8 protein-coding genes and 1 pseudogene are annotated in these 17,394 nt (G+C 64.9%); 1 reads left to right on the forward strand and 8 read right to left on the reverse strand.

Going from position 1 to position 17,394, the window contains the following annotated elements:
* Positions 1-31: 31 nt before the first annotated feature.
* From H6927_12085 to H6927_12105, 5 genes are read right to left on the reverse strand one after another with little or no spacing between them, the layout of a single operon-like run.
* Positions 32-2,020, reverse strand: coding sequence for a hypothetical protein (locus H6927_12085; GenBank protein ID MCP5218835.1), 1,989 nt, complete (start codon positions 2,018-2,020; stop codon positions 32-34).
* A 10-nt stretch (positions 2,021-2,030) separates the two neighbouring features.
* Entirely contained in the window at positions 2,031-7,148 is a 5,118-nt protein-coding gene (locus tag H6927_12090; GenBank protein MCP5218836.1) for an N-6 DNA methylase, read from the reverse strand.
* 2 nt (positions 7,149-7,150) lie between these two features.
* Positions 7,151-9,985, reverse strand: a complete 2,835-nt coding sequence (locus H6927_12095) for a DEAD/DEAH box helicase (protein MCP5218837.1) — start codon at positions 9,983-9,985, stop codon at positions 7,151-7,153.
* Between the two features lie 5 nt (positions 9,986-9,990).
* Complete coding sequence (locus tag H6927_12100) at positions 9,991-15,321, reverse strand: DEAD/DEAH box helicase (GenBank protein ID MCP5218838.1); 5,331 nt, start codon at positions 15,319-15,321, stop codon at positions 9,991-9,993.
* Between the two features lie 9 nt (positions 15,322-15,330).
* Positions 15,331-15,522, reverse strand: a complete 192-nt coding sequence (locus H6927_12105) for a hypothetical protein (GenBank protein ID MCP5218839.1) — start codon at positions 15,520-15,522, stop codon at positions 15,331-15,333.
* Between the two features lie 103 nt (positions 15,523-15,625).
* On the opposite strand from H6927_12105, the gene H6927_12110 reads away from it, so the two are divergent.
* Entirely contained in the window at positions 15,626-15,775 is a 150-nt protein-coding gene (locus tag H6927_12110) for a hypothetical protein (GenBank protein ID MCP5218840.1), read from the forward strand.
* A 5-nt stretch (positions 15,776-15,780) separates the two neighbouring features.
* On the opposite strand, the gene H6927_12115 is transcribed toward H6927_12110, so the two are convergent.
* The 3 genes and pseudogenes from H6927_12115 to H6927_12125 all read right to left on the reverse strand — a co-directional run bounded on the left by H6927_12115 (position 15,781) and on the right by H6927_12125 (position 17,287).
* Positions 15,781-16,008, reverse strand: coding sequence for a hypothetical protein (locus H6927_12115; protein ID MCP5218841.1), 228 nt, complete (start codon positions 16,006-16,008; stop codon positions 15,781-15,783).
* 312 nt (positions 16,009-16,320) lie between these two features.
* Positions 16,321-16,812 carry a hypothetical protein gene (locus H6927_12120; protein ID MCP5218842.1) on the reverse strand — a complete coding sequence of 164 codons (492 nt, stop codon included), beginning with the start codon at positions 16,810-16,812 and terminating at the stop codon, positions 16,321-16,323.
* A gap of 30 nt (positions 16,813-16,842) precedes the next feature.
* Positions 16,843-17,287 (reverse strand): annotated as a pseudogene (locus H6927_12125) (DUF3293 domain-containing protein).
* Between the last annotated feature and the right edge of the window lie 107 nt (positions 17,288-17,394).

Consider the following 17,394-nt stretch of genomic DNA (forward strand, 5'->3'; position numbering starts at 1 on the left):
CTTGTTCTTTGAGGTGTTGTGTCTACTGAAATCACTCGGAATCGAACCCTGACAGCTCAGGCACAAGTTGTCGCTTGAACAGGAGGGCGTCGTCAGCGCCCGGCGCCAATTCAAGGATGAGGTGCGGGGCCTTCCCCAGTTCTTGGGGAGGCGGCGACGTCGTCGTAACGATGAACTGAAACGGGACAGCGCCATATTGGCCGAGCTGCTCAGCAGCCTCGGCTGCGGCGAGAAAAAACTCCTGATATAGGCGCTCGCTCATGTCAGCCTCCCTGGGGCAGTCATGGACCAAGAAGCCGGGGTGGTTACTGGCTTCGGACACGGCGGAGTCAAGCAGACACACGATGTCGCCAAGAAGTACCTCCAGCACTTGGTAGGCCTCGCCGCCCCGCGCAACTTCGAAGGGCCGAACCTCATGCCCCGGAACGAATCGCGCATGGCCGGCCGCGCCCAGAAGCCTGGTCGAAACGGCTGCCGTCAGGGCCTTAATCGCATCGACTCTCGAAGACTGCTCAGACCTTCGGCTGACCTCGGCAAGCCGAAGCGCATTCAGCGCTGTTTCGAGCTCCTGCAGCTGTCTACGTGCCTCAAGAAGCTCGGCCGTATCGCCGCCCTGAGCTCTTTGTGTGTGTTGCAGCCGAAGCGCGTCCCAGGACTGCTTCAAGAACGCCCGCTCGCTTTCACTGGTGGCGATGCGAACACGCAGTCGGCGAAGCTCCGCTTTCTTCTCGGAGATGCGCTGTAGTTGAGCTGCAGCAGCGCTTGCAGCCTTGACGAGCGCCGCGGACCGGACGGCGTAGCGAGTCGCAAGCTCCGGGGCCGTCGCCCTCACTTGCCGCCCGTCACGGTGCCAGGTCATGCTGACCGTGCTCTTGCGCTCCTGGATATGGTGGCAAGCCTCGAACTCGACATTCCCGTGGTCGCACCGCCCTGCCAGGCCTTCTAGCCGGTCTCGTAACTTGGTCAGCCGCTCGAAGTCCACGCGATTTACATCCACCAGCGACTTGGCGATGTCTGCCTCCAGCTTCGCCAACTCCCGGGCCTTGGTGAGCTCATGCAGGCGTACCAGCTCCCCTGCAAGGACTTCCTCCATTTTTTCCGCATCGCTTTCCAAGCGCTGTTCAGACTGCTCGGCAAGCTCCAGAAGAGATTGAACACGCGACTCAATCGAGTCTCCAACCGTGGTCATGAAGACTGGCTCATCTTCTTGCGCCTTTACACGCAACCGCAGTTGACGTTCAGCATGTGCCAGCGCGTAAACAGGCATGCGTTCGAGCTCAGGAATGCGCTCCTTGCACTGTTCCATCTGCTTCTGTTTGGTCTCTATGTCGCGCAGCAGCCTGTCCAACTCCAAGCCCACCAAACCCAGTACTGAACCCACGAGCAGAGGCGGGTCGCGCCTGGAGCGCTTGAAGCCCAAGCCTTCGCCCTCACGCCAGTGATAGAAGCCGTCAAAGCGAGTACTTTGCTCTCGGATACACCAGGCCAGGAGGTGGCGCCACTCCAGCTTCTGGTTCGTACCAGGCAGAGAACGAGCCACCAGCCGACCAACCGAAAACTGCTCCAGCGCATTGCTGTAGCCGCTGAAATCATTGGCTACCGCCCCACCCACCAACGGCTCCAAGAAGTCACATTGGGCAGCCATGGAGTGGCTGTGACCGCCATACGGACGGAAGACTAACCAAGTGGCTCCATCGAGATGGACCTTCGCAGCCACACCGCCCTTGGGAAAACTGCCGGCCGCTTTGGCCCGCAGGGTGGCGATGGCTGGTGCTTCGTCACCCAGGACATACCTGAGGAGCAGACACAGCGAAGTTTTGCCCACGCCGTGACCCGCACTTGCCAAGCCCGAGGCCTCGCTGGGCGACGACTCCTTGGCCCAAACGATATTCAGCCCAGGATGCAGGTCGATGGTGCGCGTAAATACAAGCGGCTCACGGGACTCAACAAGCCACAAGGTTTCCACCCACAGCCGGGGTTGAACGCGGACTGGACGGAAGTCCTTGAGCCAGCTTGCCATCTGGTTCACCTCACTGTGTTCCGGTGGCTTTTGTGCCATCGTGTGCGGTACCGACTTGCGGCACAGTCAACGCATTGCGACGCTCCTCTGCCAGCCACAGCAGCCGAGCGGCCTCCGTGTGTTCAGGTAGTGCGATGACTTCACGCGGCGGCGGTGCGGAGCCACGTACAAAGACCTGCTCCCCTCCTTGGGTGGAGCGTACGAGTACGCCGATGGCCTCAAGGCGCTGCACGATAGGCAGGATGCGGCTCAATAGCGGCACCACATCGGCAATGCCCAACGAGCCTCGCAAAGCATCAAAACGAGGACCATCGACCGACCCAAGGTAGTGCGTTGCCGTCGTCAACCCAGCCAGAGCTGATTGGATTGCGGTCAACGAAACAGCCTCCATTCGCGCCGCCACGACTGCCATCACAAGGCCCGCCAAAGCACCTTCTTCAGCGCTGCGAATCACCCCCTGAGTGGAATATGTAACGTCCAATGATTGTGTTGCAGACGACAAGTTGGCCAGCTGGTCCCAGGCTTCCAACACCAGCCTCTGCGTCCGATACTCCCCAAACTCCTGAATTTCGTTCTTCTTAAGAACGCGGAAGGTCTCGCTGGGGTAGTCCGCGCCCAGCACGTCCGCCGGGTCGAGGATGTAGCGCAGCTCGTCGCGGGTGAGGCCGTAGAGGCGGGCGTAGTAGGCGTCGAGTTCGGCGCGCAGTTGGGCGCGGCGCTCGGGGTTCCAGGGGAAGGGAGGCAGCGGGATGCCGTGCTGCTCGGGCGGGCGCGGGTCGGCGCTTGGCAGGGCGGCCAGCAGGTCGTCGGCCCAGGCTTGCATGTCGTGGGCGGTGTGGGTGAGTTCCAGCACGCGCGGGACGATATAGGCCAAGTCGGCGGGGGTATAGCGCTCGGGGGGTAGGACGGGGAGCTGCTTGTAGATGAAGTAATTGAGGTGGGTTCCGCCCACTTTGTGCCGAGCCACAAAGTCGAAAGTCAAACACACCAAGTTGCCCAACAGGGCCGCTTGATTGGCAGCGTTGGTTGCAGGGGCGAACAGCATCAATGGCATGTTGTTCCCCACCCCCACCCTTGGCACCACCGAAGCAATCACGGTGCGTTCGTTGGTCGCGTTGGTGATGTCCCGCCACCCCATCAACCACCTCGGGCTGCGGCGGTCCATCCAGGCGTTCAGCCATTCCAGCGCCATGCTGGTGGTGCCGGGCGTTTGCAGGGCTTGCAGGTGGGCCAGTTCGTCGCTGCTCAGGCCCAGGCCTTGGCGGGGGGCGTCTTGCAGCGCCCATTTCTGGAACAGGGGCAGGGCTTTTTTGCCGCTGGTGCCGTCGGCCTTGAGGGCGTCGGCCAGCAGGGGGTGGTGGCTGGCCAGCAGGCGCTCGGTGGCCTCGGTGGCGCGCAATACCGTGGTGTTGCTCCAGCGTGCAGCATCGGTTTCCACTCCTTTATTGATAGCTGCTTGCGCTTGCTGGGCGGGCATTAGATGCTGATTTGGCTCATATTCTGCAAACAGGCTGCCGGTGGCGAGGGCTGGGCTGGGCGCCGGGTGGTTGGCGTGCAGACGCTCGGCCTCGGTGCGGAACAGCGCGCCGGCCACCCAGCTGGCCAGGGCCAGGGTGAGGGCGGTGTGGCGCTCTTGCAGCGCGGTGGCTGCGGCGCTGCTGCTGCCGTTGTGCTGGGCGGCGTCGGTGGCCTGTTGCCAGGCCAGCCAGGCGTTGGCTACGCGGCTGGGCACGCGGGCAATGCGGGCCAGCACTTCGCGCTCATCCACCCAGTAGCGGGTTGCTACTTGGTACGACGGGTCAGTTTTTTCGCTGGGCGTGACATCCCGCGATGACCAATCGTCGTTACTTGTTGCTGGGTCGGGGACGAACGTGGCCCAGCGGTGGTCGAATTGGTGAATCAACTTGGCTTCGTAGAGTGGCAGCCGACGATGTTCGCTGCCTTGCGCTGGCCCGTTCATGAACAGGTCGCTCGCACTGGTCATGTTGAACAAGCCTTGGGAAAAGCTGATACCCCAAGGATTGATTTCTGGGGCCACTTCCCGCGTGTCTTTGCCTTCGCCCGCCATTTCAGCCTCGCGGATAAGCACGGGCGCTGCACGGTAGAGCTTTTTGGTCAGCTCGGCATCGCGCTGGCTGCGGAACACCGGGCAGGTGCGGGTGTTGGGGTTAATCAGGCGGAATTCGTCGGGCGTGAGGGTGAACCGGCGGCGACTGTCTATCAAGTGCTGAACTTGTGTGGCAAAGCACACAAATTGAGCTTCTGGCGTGTTACCCAAGGTGAGAAGGCTGAACTTGTAACTGCGATGAACTGCTGGAAAAACTGCATCGCTGTTCTCGAAGTCCAGCAGGCTCGCCAGCCTTGAACTCTGGGAAATATGAGCAAAGTAGTCCTTCGCCGTATCGTCGGTGGCAATCCCAGTGGGGACGATAAAGCCCGCGCGTCCTTTTTTTGATGCCAACTGCTCAATGGCTTCAGCAAACAAGCGGTAAGTGTTGAGCTTTCCAACGGCTGAGAGCGGGTAACGGCCCGACTCCCGATAAAACAAATTGGTGGCCTCGTAGCCTCGTTTCGCTGTTTGGTATTCGTCCCACAGCCAAGGTTGCTCTGTTGCCAATCCTGTAATGGCCTTTTTGCGCTTGTCGCCAGACAGTTTGGCAATTGACGGCGCACGGGCTGCGAAGAATTCTTCTTCACCCAGTTGCGACACCTCCCACGGCGGGTTGCCCAACATCACCGCAAAGCCGCCCTTGGCTGCCACCTGCGGAAAGGCGAGCCACCAATGGAACACGCTGTGGGCGCGGCACAGGTCGTGCGCGGCCTGCGCCAGTTCGGGCTGGGGCGGCTGGTGGGGGTTGTGGTGCAGCAGGCCCCACAGGTAGCCCGAGAGCGGGATTTGCTTCTCCCCTTGCGGCACTTTGGGCGCCAGAAAGGCGGCCACATAGGTGTCGGCCAGCTTGGCCAGGGTGCTTTGCCCGGCTTGCTGGCTGACGTGCGCCCAGGCGCTGCGCTTGGCGGCGATGCCGTCCAGGGTGTCGTCGGCCAGGCGTTCTACGGCGCTGGCGTCTTGCACCAGGGGGGTGGCGGCAAACAGGTCGTTGGCCACCACCTGCTTCCAGCTTTTGAGCTCGGCCTTGTTTTGCTTTTTCAGGGCGGCGGCGGTGGCTTTGTCGTCGCCACTGAGCACGGCGTAGGCCGCGTCCGGGATGCCGTTTTCCAGAATCTTGGGGTCGAGCACACCCAGGAGTGCATCGCCCACCTGCAGGTGGTGGTCGATGAAGGTCAGCGGCCGGTCGGGGGTGTAGGCCTCCAGCCACAGGGCGGTTTTGGCCAGGGCGATGGCCATGGGGTTTTTGTCCACGCCATAGATGCAGCGGCCCACCACGTCGCGCAGGGCGTGGCGGTAGTCAGCCGGCGTGGGGGCGCCGCCCACGGCAGCGGCGCGCAGTTGGGCCACTTCGTCGGCCAGGCGGCGGGCGGCAGCCAGCAGAAAGTGCCCGCTGCCGCAGGCGGGGTCGCACACGGTGAGTTCCAGCAGGGCGTTGACCGGATTGCTTGGGTTGGCTTGCACGGTTTGAGCAATCACCGGCTCCAGCGCGCTTTGGATGAGTTCTTGCACCAGGCTGTCGGGCGTGTAGTAGCTGCCGGTGAGCTTGCGGGCGTTGCCTTTGTTTGATGCCTCGTCCTCATCGCCCACAAAGGCCAGGCGGGCGGCGTGGGGTTGGCTCAGGTGCTGGTAGTCGGGCACCAGCTCCAGCAGGCTTTCATAGACGCTGCCCAGTTCTTCGGCACCCATGTCGCGGTAGTTGACGCGCGTCAGGCCCGTGGACTGGCGGAAGTAGCCCAGCTGGAACACGGCGGCCAGCAGGTGGTGGTTGTCTATCTGGCACTGGTGCAGCAGCGGGCATTGCGCTGGGGCAAACAGGCCGCCCAGGGCGGGCAGGCCCAGCGCGGCTTGGCCGCTGGCCAGGCCGCCAAAGGTGATGGACAGGGCTTGCCACAGGTCGCTGTGGGTGTCGTGGCTGCTGCGGCGCAGGGCGCGTTCGCGCAGCCAGGTGAGGCTGTAGCCCTGCCAGTAGCGCTCTTGCTGCTCGGGCGTGGCCTCGGGCGTGAAGATGAGCGAGCGGCCGGTGCTGGGGTCGCTGCGGTCTTCCACGGTCGCCAAAAAGATAAAGCGATAGACCAGGCTGAGCAGTTCTTCAAAAAACGCCTGTTTGGTGGCGCTGCTGTGCTCTGTATTTTGTAGCTGCTCGCGCAAGCTGGTATTGGTCTGGTGGCTTAAAAAGCCTGTACCCAGGCTGCGCAGGGCGCGCTCGACCTGAAAGCGCAGGTTCATGCGCACGGTTTCGCCGCTTTGCTGGCCGGCGTTGCGCCAGCGCTCCCAGGGGCAGTCGGTGGGTTCGGTGTAGCTGCCGTCGGGCAGGCATTTGCCAAAGCGCGAGGCGTGGGCCAGCAGCCAGAAGGCGGTGAAGTCGGCGTAGAGCTCTTCGGTGAAGAGGGCTTCGAGGTCCACCTCCACATACGCAGGCCGGGTCAGGCTGGGGTTGTCTCGCAGGATGCGCAGCTTCAGGCCGTTGCTGGTGATGGCCCACAGGGAGTCGTCCGACGCATTCAGCGCCTCTTGCGCCAGCATGTAGGGGCTGCGGCGGCGGGTGCGGCCGGTGTCGGGGTTGGTGTCGCCAAAGCGCTCGGCGGCCAGGTCCAGGGGCTGGTCAAAGCCGGCCAACACCACGGGCAGGCGGCCACCCAGGGCGGCGTGGCCGATGTTGTAGCTGTGGTGGCTGTTGCCGCTGGCGGGCAGGCTGCTGCGCGCCGCCAGGTCGGTGTAGCCCAGCACCTGGCGCAGCAGGGGCAGCAGCAGGGTTTGCAGCGTGACGCTGTGCGGGTTGGCGTCTTGCCGCTGGCGTTGCAGGGCAAAGTCTTGCCACAGGTTTTGCGCAATCTTGAAGTACCGCGCGATTTCATCGCGCAGCTTGAGGCCCTTGGGGATGTCGTAGTGCCCCTCGGTCTGCTCGGTGGCCTCGGGTGCGGCCAGGGTGGTCAGGCGGGTGAGTTCTTCGGCCGGGATAAGGCCGCCCTCGATGCGCAGGGCGGTGTACGCGAGTTGTTGGGTGGTTTTGCGGGCCATGGTCAAACCTCCACCGCAGCGGGGACCAGTACATAGACACCCATCACATCCACCGGAAGGCTGGCGGTGACCTGGTAGCTGCCACGGGCTTCGGCAGCTTCACGCACGCGGCGGTGGTCGGCCAGCAGGCTTTGGGCACGAGCTTGCGCAATGGCCTCCAGCGCGGGTTGCCAAGTCGGCAGGCTGTCCAGGGCTTGCTGGATATGGCGGTCTCGAATCACGGGGGGCATGTTGCGGCTGGCCGGTGCGCCCAGGAGTTCGCGGGCTTGTGGCAAGGGGATTTCGGTCAAAGGCTCGGCACCAGCGGTGCTGACGGCCACGGTTTCTTCGCAGAGCATCAGGCGGGTGTGGCTGTCGCGGGTGATGCTGAGCTGGTGGCGCAGGCGCAGCAGCAGCACGGTGGTTTTGAGGGGGACATGGCCCACAAAGGCAGCGCCAGCGCGGGCCACGCCGTCAGCGTCTTCATGCTGGCTGTCCAGGGCTTGTTCGAGCAGGGTGTCGGCCAGGGCCACCACCAAGGGGTGGGTGCGCTGGATGAAGGTGGAGCCTTGGGCTGCTGGCTGCTGAAAGTCGATACGCAAGGTGCCGCTGAGCCCTTCTGCTGCCAGACGCTCTTTCAAGCTGGAGGGCAAGGCGTCCAGCGGGGCTTTGAAGTGGTTTTTGTAGGGTTCCAGACCCGCGCCCAGCTTGGCCATGGCCCGGCTGACAAAGCGCTGCACGTCGTCTTCGTTGCCCAGGGCGGCGGCGGATTTGCGCCATTCGGGCAGCACGTCGTCGGGCTTCAAGCGGCGCTGGGCAAAGATGGAGCGGTTTTTGGCGGCCTTGTCGCGGGCGCTTTGCCAGGCGGTGTCAATCTGCCGGGCGGGTTCGCCAAAGTCGAAGCCCATTTGGGCCTTTTGCCCCATGGCATTGTGTTTGCGCAGCAGCACGGCGTTGAGCAGGGCCTGGGTGAGCTTGCCTTCATCGTCGGGCATGGGCACCAGCACGCCGAGCTCTTTGCGGATGCTTTCGGCCTTGCGCAAAATCACCTGCAGCACGGCACCGTCCACGGGGTTGTCCTCGCCGTAGAGCATGGTGCTGCGCACTTCTTTGGCTTGCTGGCCAAAGCGGTCCACGCGGCCTTCGCGCTGCTCGTGGCGGGTGGGGTTCCAGCTCAGGTCGTAATGGACCACGGCGGTGAACAGGTTTTGCAGGTTGATGCCTTCGGACAGGCAGTCGGTGGCGACGAGGATGCGTTGCTCGGTGTCCGCCAGCTCGGCCACGGCGGCTTCGCGCTCGCCAGGGGTGAGTTCGCCGGTCACGGCTTTGATGGTGGCTTTCTTGAACTTGCCGCGCAGGGATTCGGCCAGGTAGTGGGCGGTGGCGATGTAGCGGCAGAACACCACGGGTTGAAAGCCTTCTGCCACCAGGGCTTGCAGGTGGCTGGTCAGCTTGGCCAGCTTGGGGTCGTTGGCGGCGCCGGCGAGGTTTTCAGCGGCAGCGATGAGCTGTTGCAGGTGCGCGGTGTCTTCGGTCTGGGCTGCGGGCTCGATGTCGTCGGTGGACAGGGCATCGTCGAGGCCATCCATGACGCGCTCGCTGGCCTGGGCTTCGAGCTCTTCGAGCGAGAGTTCCGCGCCTTCTTCCTCCTCACCCTGTCCGCCTTTGAGGCGGGTGCGCAAGGCGTTCACGGCAGCGGCGGGCGACGAGGAAATGCAGCGCAGCAAGGCCAGCGCGGCCCACCAATTCATGCGCTGCTCGCGCTGGCCCTTGCCTTCGGAGCGCTCGACCAGCTCGCGGGCGTAGTCCAGCACGTCGTTGAACAGCTGGCCCCAGGCGCCGGTCAGCTTGTAGGTGATTTCCGCCGTCTTGCGGTCGGGGAACATGCTGGTGTCTTGCCACTCGGCAATGTCGGGGCGGCGACGCTGGACAAAGTGGCGCGACAGGTCTTCACGCAGGTCGGTACGGGCGCCGGCGGGCAGGTCTTTGAGCTGGGTGAAGTCTTTGCGCAGCAGGCCCAGCAGGTTGAAGAAGGCGTCTTCATCGCCGCTGTGGGGCGTGGCGGTGAGCAGCACCATGTGGCGCTGGGCGTTGTCTGCCAGGCCCTTCAGGAGCTGGAAGCGTTGCTGGCGGCCCTGGCCGCCCTGGGTGCAGGTGTGGGCTTCGTCCACGATGACGAATTCGGGGCAAAAGCGCTGGAAGGCTTCGCGCCGGCGCTCAGACTTGATGTAGTCCAGACTGACGACGGTGAAGGGGTGGGCGTCAAACACCGAGGTGCCGGGCGGCAGGTCGCGTTCCAGGCGCGTGGCGCTGGCGCTGCGTACCACCACGGCCTGGATGTGAAAGCGCTCTTGCAGTTCACGCTGCCACTGCTCGCACAGGTGCGGCGGGCAGAGCACGGCCATGCGGTGGATTTCGCCCCGGTCGAGCAGCTCGCGGGCAATCAATGCGCCTTCGATGGTTTTGCCGATACCTACGTCATCGGCAATCAGCAGCCGAACGGTGGGCTGCTTCATGGCCATGAGCAGCGGCACCAGCTGGTAGGCACGGGGCTCGACGGCAATGTTGCCAAAGCTGCGGAATGGGCCGGCGCCGCTGCGCAGCTTGAGCTGCAAGGCGTCCATTAGCAGTTGGCTGGCAGAGTGGTTGCGCGCCTGTGCCACCACGGGCCAGGGGAAGGTGGCTGGGCCGACGGGCTGAAGCTCCAGCGGCAGGTAGATGAGCGATTCGTCTTTTTCGCTGCCGCCCAGGGGGCGCAGCCGCAGCGTTTGCCGGCTTGATTCGGGCAGGACGATCCACTCGCGGCCGCGGGCCGAAACAATGCTTCCCGGAAGGAACTCCGGCATAGGTGCGTTCATGGTGCTTAGGCTTTGCCGGGACCGAACAGGTCGGCGTTGTTCTTGAAGATGGCGCTCCAGCCCCCGGTGTTCTTCGGGAAGCGAACCACGAGGTAGCCGAGTTCGTCGAGCCTGCGGTCGATGGCTGCATCCTGCGCCTGCTGGGTGTCGGTCTCGTGGTGCGGGCCATCGACGAAGACGACCAGGTTCAGGTCATCGTAGAAAAAGTCCGCGCAGGCACTTGCACCCGGGATGGTGTGCTGTCCACGGTCGGGCTTGCGCAAGCCGTGCTCGCAGACGTGGTCGAGCCAGGCCTGCTCCAGGGTGCTGCCCGCGGTGCGCGCCAACTGGGCGTCGTGCTCCTCCGGCCCGCGCCCCTGCGTGCCCTGGTTGGTTCGGGCCTCGGTCAGCCGGCACAGCATGTCCAGCAACAAGCCACCGGCGGCCTTGTCCTTGCGGTCAACGAGTGTGTGGTCGGGCTGGTTGTAGTACGAGAGCAGGCAGCGATAGCAACCGGCCTCGCAGAACGGCTCGCCCTTGTGGTCCAGTTCCTCGGCCAGGTTGTCGCGCTTCCAGGTCTGGCCGGCCGGCGGGGCCTTGAAGTGCATGACTTCGAGGGCCTTGGCGGCAACGGCGGCGAGTGCCTCGGGCTCGGTGGCCAGGCGCGTCAACACTCCGGCGCCGCCCTCAGCGGCTTCGAACAGCAGGATGGATTGGCGGCTGTCGCGCGTGGGCAGCGGCTCGGCCATCAGCTCGCTCTCTTCGAGCTGATACACCGCTTCGATACCGCGTTTGAGCGCGTATTGCAACGTCGTCAGCGTCCCTGCTTCAAGCACGCCGAGCCGGTGGTGCGGCCGTACGATGAGAATGTTTCGGCGGTCCTCGACATAGGGGACGATGCGCTGCGGCGGTGTCTTGTCGGGCGGGGCTTCTTCAGCTTCAGACTCCCCACTGCCATCGTCCACGCCGCCGACCCAGTGGCCGGTGACCGGGTTCATCATGAAACCCTGGATGGCCTTCTCTTTGCGGCGGCGCCAACCGAAGTTCATGCGCCAGACGGTGGCCGCAGGGCCGTATTGCATCTCCAGCAGAGGGCCTTCGGCGTCTTCGACGACGGTGGTCACCATTTGCAGCTTTCCCTCGGCCTCGGAAAACTGCAGGGTGGTCTGCACTTCGTAGCCTTGGCGAACCCGCTCCTCTTCGTTCGCGGTGATGCGTTCGGCGCGCTTGGTGGAGACGTTTTCGATGCGGTAGAGATTCTTGATCTCCCGGGCTTCGGCCAGCGACGCACCGCAGGAGACGCAGCGGTCGGCATCCCTCTGGGAGCGGAAATGCCCGTATCCGCACGATGGGCAGAGCCTGGCCACTTCAGTGGACAGGCGAGCACCTTCACTGACCTGGTCTTGGCCTGTGATGGTGAGCAGAGCCTTCGTCACCCGGTATTGGCTGCCCTCGTGATAAATCAGGCTGTAGGGGCCGAACTCGCTGAGCGCCAGGAAGCGAGGCCGCGACAGGAAGCTCTCGCGGCCGATGGAACCCCGACGCGCCGGCAGGTACGCCAGCAGGGGCAGGCGGGGGAAGTTGTAGCCTGGCAGGAAGCCTTGCGAGGCCAGATAGCGGTAGGTGTAGAAGTCCGAGTTGAAGGCGCTGTCGCCGGCCAACAGCAGGTCGCGTTGTTTGCGCGCCTCGTTGTGGCGCTGCTGGGCTTCGCGGCGCTCGCGTTCGCTGGCCGCCGGGTTGTTCTCAATCTTGAAGTTGAGCTCGATGGCCTGGGCTGTCGCACGGTAGAGGTCGCGCCAGCGTTGCAGGGCGCCGTCGAGCTCCTTGTAGGCGCGCTGGAACACCGACTCCGCCCAGTGGTCCGTGTACCAGGGCGCACTGCGGGGTGTGAGTTCATTGGCCAGCATCGAGAGCACGCGCTGCCCACGCTCGTGGGCTCGTCGCTTGGCCTCGGCCTTGTCGAGGTCGCTGGCCATGTCCTCGGTGATGGGCAGCGCCTGCGGCTCGTTCATGTCCAGCAGGTCGCGGACGCTGTTGCCCAGGCGCTTGCCGGTCTCCGCGAGCCAGATGGCGTGCATGTGGCTCTTGACCAGTTCCAGGTTGGCCAGGTCCAGCGTCGGCGCGTTCACCTGGCCATGCACCATGCGCACCGGGTCGCGGAAGTAGTACTGGTCGTGTGGTGACTGGCTGGCGCAGTAGGTGATGACGAGCGCCGGCTGGCCTGCCCGGCCGGCGCGACCACTGCGCTGCGCGTAGTTCGCCGGGGTGGGGGGCACATTGCGCATGTAGACCGTGTTCAGCGACGAAATGTCGACGCCCAGCTCCATGGTCGGCGAGCAGAACAGCACGGGTAGCCACTCCAGCTCGGTGCCGTTTCTCTTGCGCCACTCGTCGCGGTCTTTCTCGGTGAAGCGAAAGCGCGCTTCGCGCTCCAGGCGGTCGTCCTGCTCGACCTGGGCCGTGTGCTCCCGGGCCTCGAAGTCGAACAGCTGGTGCACCGGGTTGTCCAGCAGGCCGGCGATGTTGCGGTACAGCCCGCGAAAGAACGCGTTGTCGTCGGCCTGGCGCTGGCTTTGGCCATCGCCGAGCTCCCACAGGAGCGCCGTACCGTTGAGCTGCCAGCCGATCAGGCCAACATCGGTCTCTTCCCTGCGCACGAGACCATAGGGCTCGGCGGCTTTGAGCAGCGCGCCGACGACGTCCGACCAGGTCTGGTCGTTGATGAACTTGGAGTACGGATTGCCGCCGCCCCAGGTGCTGCCTTTGCGGAGCTCGCGGCCCAGGCGGGAGCGGCTGGAGCCGATGACCAGGAAGTCTTCAATCCTCACTCGGCGGCCGCGGCGGTCGGTTTCCTCTTTGGGGCGGGAGGTGACGAACCAGCGCGAGGGAAGCGGCCGCTCGTCCTCGGTAAAACCCCAGGGCTCACGCAGGTTGGCGTAGCTTTGGGTGCGCAGCTGGTCGAGCTCGGTGCGGTCGAGGTAGCGCGTGGCGATGCACAGGCCCTGGCGCATGAAGTTGAACAGTTCGCGCAGAACCGTCGCCCGCTCTTCGGGCCTGGCAACCTGCAGGACTTGCGGGGCATCCGCCCATGCGGCGGCATCGGCAGCGAGATCGTTCAGGTCCTGGTAATTGATGCGCACCAGGCCCAGCTGCTCGAGGTTGGGGTTGTTGAAACGCCATCCGCGGCGCAGGTCGAAGTAGGTGCGGTAGCCCAGAATGCCGCGCATGGCTTCCTGAACCTGACGGCGCGTGTTGCCCTTGAGCTCGGGCTGCTGCATGTACTCCGCGCGCACGGCGGGGTCGTCGCGGTGAAAGCCCAGCGCCTCGAAGACGGCGTTGGCCACTTCGCGCTCCGTCAGTGCATGGCCTCCGGCCTTCTGCGTGGCGGACAGCAGCGCCGCGCGCGTGAGCAGCACTTGCAGGAAGTCGTTGAAGTGCCCTGCCTGCAGCGCTGCGTCCTGTCGGTTGTCGGAGAAACCGAGCACCTTCTTGGCCTCGGCGGACAGCTGCTGGTCTTGCTCGTAGAGGTAGCGCAGGGCTGACAGGGTCAGCATGGTGGTGGCCGAGCTGCGGCCTTCGCCTGAAAGGGAGGTCAGGCGCAGGGAGTCTTTGCCCGCCGAGCTGTGCGACACCCCGCAGGCGAGGCAGAAGCGGAAGGAGCCGGGGATGAACCAAGCCTGCAGCCCTTGGTCGGTGGTAACCACGCCATCGGGTCGTACCTTGACCGGTTGTGGCACAAACTTGCGCTGGCCGGACTTGACCCGCCATTCGCCATCAGCGCGTTCCTCGAGCCAGGACTCGGGGTAGCGCTCGAGATTGTCGGGCTCCCACAAGCCGCGCCCGTCAGGCATGAGGAAGCCGAACTTGACCTGCTCATCGTCGTGCTGCCGCTCCTCGATGTTGCGCACGTCGAAAGCACGCCCCTCGGGTCTATCGGTGTCCCAGACCGGGAGGTACTCCTGGCCGCAGTCGCGGCAAAAGTGCGCGTGGTAGTAGCGGCGCTGCCTCTGGTCGTCGCCTGAGACGAATTGCTGACCGTCGAGCGTGATGGCACGCTGCCCAGGCGCTTCCAGCGTTGTGTAGACCTTGCCCCCGCCGGCGATGAACTGGTGCAGCTTGAAAGCGAACAGGCTCTTGCCCGCACCATCGGTGACCGCGTACGCGCGCAGCATGAACTGCTGCAGGTAGGCCAGGCACGCCTCGAACGGCTCTCCGGAGTCGGCGCTCAGTGCTTTGGCTGCGTCGGCCAGGGTGCGCGGCTTGGCGCGGCGCGGCTTGTCGTCTTCGTAGGTCAGGCCCAGCATGAGCTCCACCCAAACCGACATGGGGTGGGCGGCCATGGCGTCGTGGCCGAGGTCCGTCGGAACGCCTGCGCGAATGGCGGCGCCGAGGCGCGGGCGGACGCTGTCGAGCGTCTCGTGCTCGGGTGTTGTGCGCCGCAGCGTCTCGGTGATGATGTTGCGGTCGGCGATGGCGGTGCCGAAGAGTCGCCGGGCGACCTTGGCCACGACGGCGTTGCGCTCCATCTGCGTGCCCTCGGACGCCATGGTGGCGGAGGTGCCGATGCAGATGAGCTTGTCCGACAGCGCCTCGCGGACGCGGCGCACCAGCAGGGCAACGTCGGCGCCTTGGCGACCCCGGTAGGTGTGCAGCTCGTCCAGGACCAAGAAGCGCAGCCCCTTGGCGTTGCGCATGACGGCCTTGTCAATGTCGTTCTGCCGGGTCATCAGCAGCTCGAGCATCATGAAGTTCGTCAGCAGAATGTCCGGCGGGGTCGCAGCCATGGCCTGCCGCTCCTCGTCGCTCTCTTGGCCCGTGTACCGGCCGAAGCTCACGGCCCGGGTGGCCGGGTCCGAGCCCAGGAATTTCTTGAGCTCCTCCAACTGGGAGTTCGCTAGCGCGTTCATCGGGTAGATGACGATGGCGCGCGTGCGCGGGGTGGGGTCGGCCTGCTTGGCTTTCAGGCAGGCGTCGACCACCGGGATGAAGTAGCTCAACGACTTGCCCGAGCCGGTGCCCGTGGTCAGCACATAGCTCTCGCCGGCGAGCGCGAGGCTGATGGCTTCGGCCTGGTGCTGGTGCAGGGGCAACGTGACGCCGGCGGAGCTGGCGGACTTGCCCAGCCGAAAAATAGCCGAGCACTCGGAGCTGAGCTGGCCGCCCGCGACCCATTCGTCGACCGTGCCGCCGGAGCGGTATGTCGGGTTGATTTGGATGAGCGGCTCGGGCCAGTAACGCTGGCTGGCGTATTCGCGGTCGACGAACTCGCGAATGTCGTCGGAGCGCTGGAGGGTGAAGCTGCGGCTGAACTCGGCGTACTCGCCGACCAGGTGCTCGCGAAACTGGAAGACGTCCACCGGCTCCCCCTAGATCGCACGGCTCTTGGCCGTGTCACGCGCACCGGATTCGGTCTTGACGCCGTGCTTCGTGCAGTAGTCGCGGACCAGGACCTCGATGAGGTTGCTGATGGTTCGGTATTCCCGCTCCGCCGCCAAGCGGACGAGTTCCTTGAACTCGGGCGAAACCCTCAAATTGAGCGTATCGGTTCTGCGTTTCATCTGGACATCTCCAATGCCCACAATGTAACGCGATTGCAACTCGATGTTGCAAAAATCGGGTGCATGGATCCCCATTCGCGATCGAGCCGCTGTCGACTGCGGCATGTACGTGGGCAGCCCGCCGCCGCCCTCGGCGCGCGCGGGGGCCGACGACTATCAGAAACACCCCAGCCTGATCAGCGGGCGCCGCGTTTGGCTGGACGGGCACAGCGAGCCGGTCACGGCGGCCGCCCCCAAGAAGAGGCGCGCGTGAAGGCCTCACCAGAAGTACTTGTGCGGCTTCCTGCCGTGCGGCGGCTGGTCCATGCTGTCCAGCTCGGCCCGGGGCGTGCGGGCCGCCTCGTGCTCCCAGGTGCGGGCGCCCCGGCGCTGCGGGCGCGTCATGGACAGGCTGATCCACCAGCCAGGAGTTGCCTGCAGCCAGCGCCAGGCTTCGCCGAACTTGCGCTGCTTGGCTTTGTATCCGTGGTGTCTCGTGCGGCTCATGATGGTCGCCTGGCATGCGCCAGCGCGGATCGCGGTCGATCTTCTTGTGCGTGCCCAGGCGCTTCAGCTCGGCAACGGTGCCGCTCAACTCGAAGGTGATTTGCCAGGCGTGGTTGGCAAAGACGTCGATCTTCCAGATGCTTGGCTTGGGCATGCCGACCAACGCATGCAGGCGCAGGGACCTGGCCTGCGGGTTGGCCTGCAGCAGGCGCAGCGCCTCAAGCACGGCTTGCCGCACATCGGGCGGCGCGGATTGCAGATCAGCGGCAAAGCGCTTGCTGTAGGCGAATGCGCTGATGCGGATGCCGCGCGTCACGGGCCGCTCAGGATGGCGGCAAACAGGGCGTCCGCGCTGGCGTGGGTGTCGCCCGTGGACGGCTCCAGCACCGCGTCGCGCGTGACAATCCACTCACGCAAGGCCTCCACGGTGTCGTGCACATCCCGTACGGCGCCGAGGTATTCGTCATACGCATCATCAACGCCGTCGTCGGGGTGGAGAGCGGGGTCTGCGCCGGCGCTCTGGTGGCGCTTTTGCGCGTCACGGTGAATGCGGGCGCAGGCATCCGACGCCTTGACCAGGGCGGCTTGGGTGCGCCCATCCACGTCAATGGGGCCGGCGGCGCCCATCAGGCGCTGGTGGATTTCTCGAAAGCCGTCGTCGATGGCGCGCAGCAGCTTGGTGTCGGCATACAAACCATCGAGCGTGTTCTCGATGGCGGCCAGCAACTCCAGGTTGCGCGCGGCCAGCGCCTGCGCGCCGATGGGCGTCAGGACAGCTTGGCGAGCGTTGGCACTGGCATGCATGCGGTGATGGACACTACCACGCGGCGTCCGTCAGCGCAGCAGGATCAACTGCGGCACGCCATCGGCGCCGCTCCACACGATGGCGTTCTGCGCGCCCACTGTGCACCCGGGTGTCACGCCGCCTCCAGCGCCAGGCCGTACACCAAAAAGCTGGGCTCGCCCGGCCAATCGCCCGATGGATGTTGGCCGACGCCCAGCTCGACTGCCAAGCCGCGCTGGGCCAGCTCGCGCGCCAAATTGGCCTGACACCCAGCGTTGACCCAACCGCTCGCTCGCCCAGCGGATTGCAGGCCGTGATGAAGGCGCTGCAACCGACGCCGCGCAGCCGGTGCCGGGCCAGCAACTTGGCGCTGGGCTCGCCGATGCGCAGCACGAGGGGCTGCGGCGCCAGGACGCGGTACTCAGTCTCAGGGTAGGCGCGGAGGGTGACGAGGTTGACTTACGACGAGGGGCAGCCCGCAGACTCAGAAGACATAGGCCGCCACAACAATGAAAAATGCAACTCCAGCCAGCACCAGCCAGAACCGATTCAACTCCGACTCGGCCCGGGGTGGTGTGGCATGTTGCCGATATGCCCCTCGA

The sequence above is a fragment of the Burkholderiaceae bacterium genome, from assembly GCA_024235995.1.
Lineage (GTDB): Bacteria > Pseudomonadota > Gammaproteobacteria > Burkholderiales > Burkholderiaceae_C > Ottowia.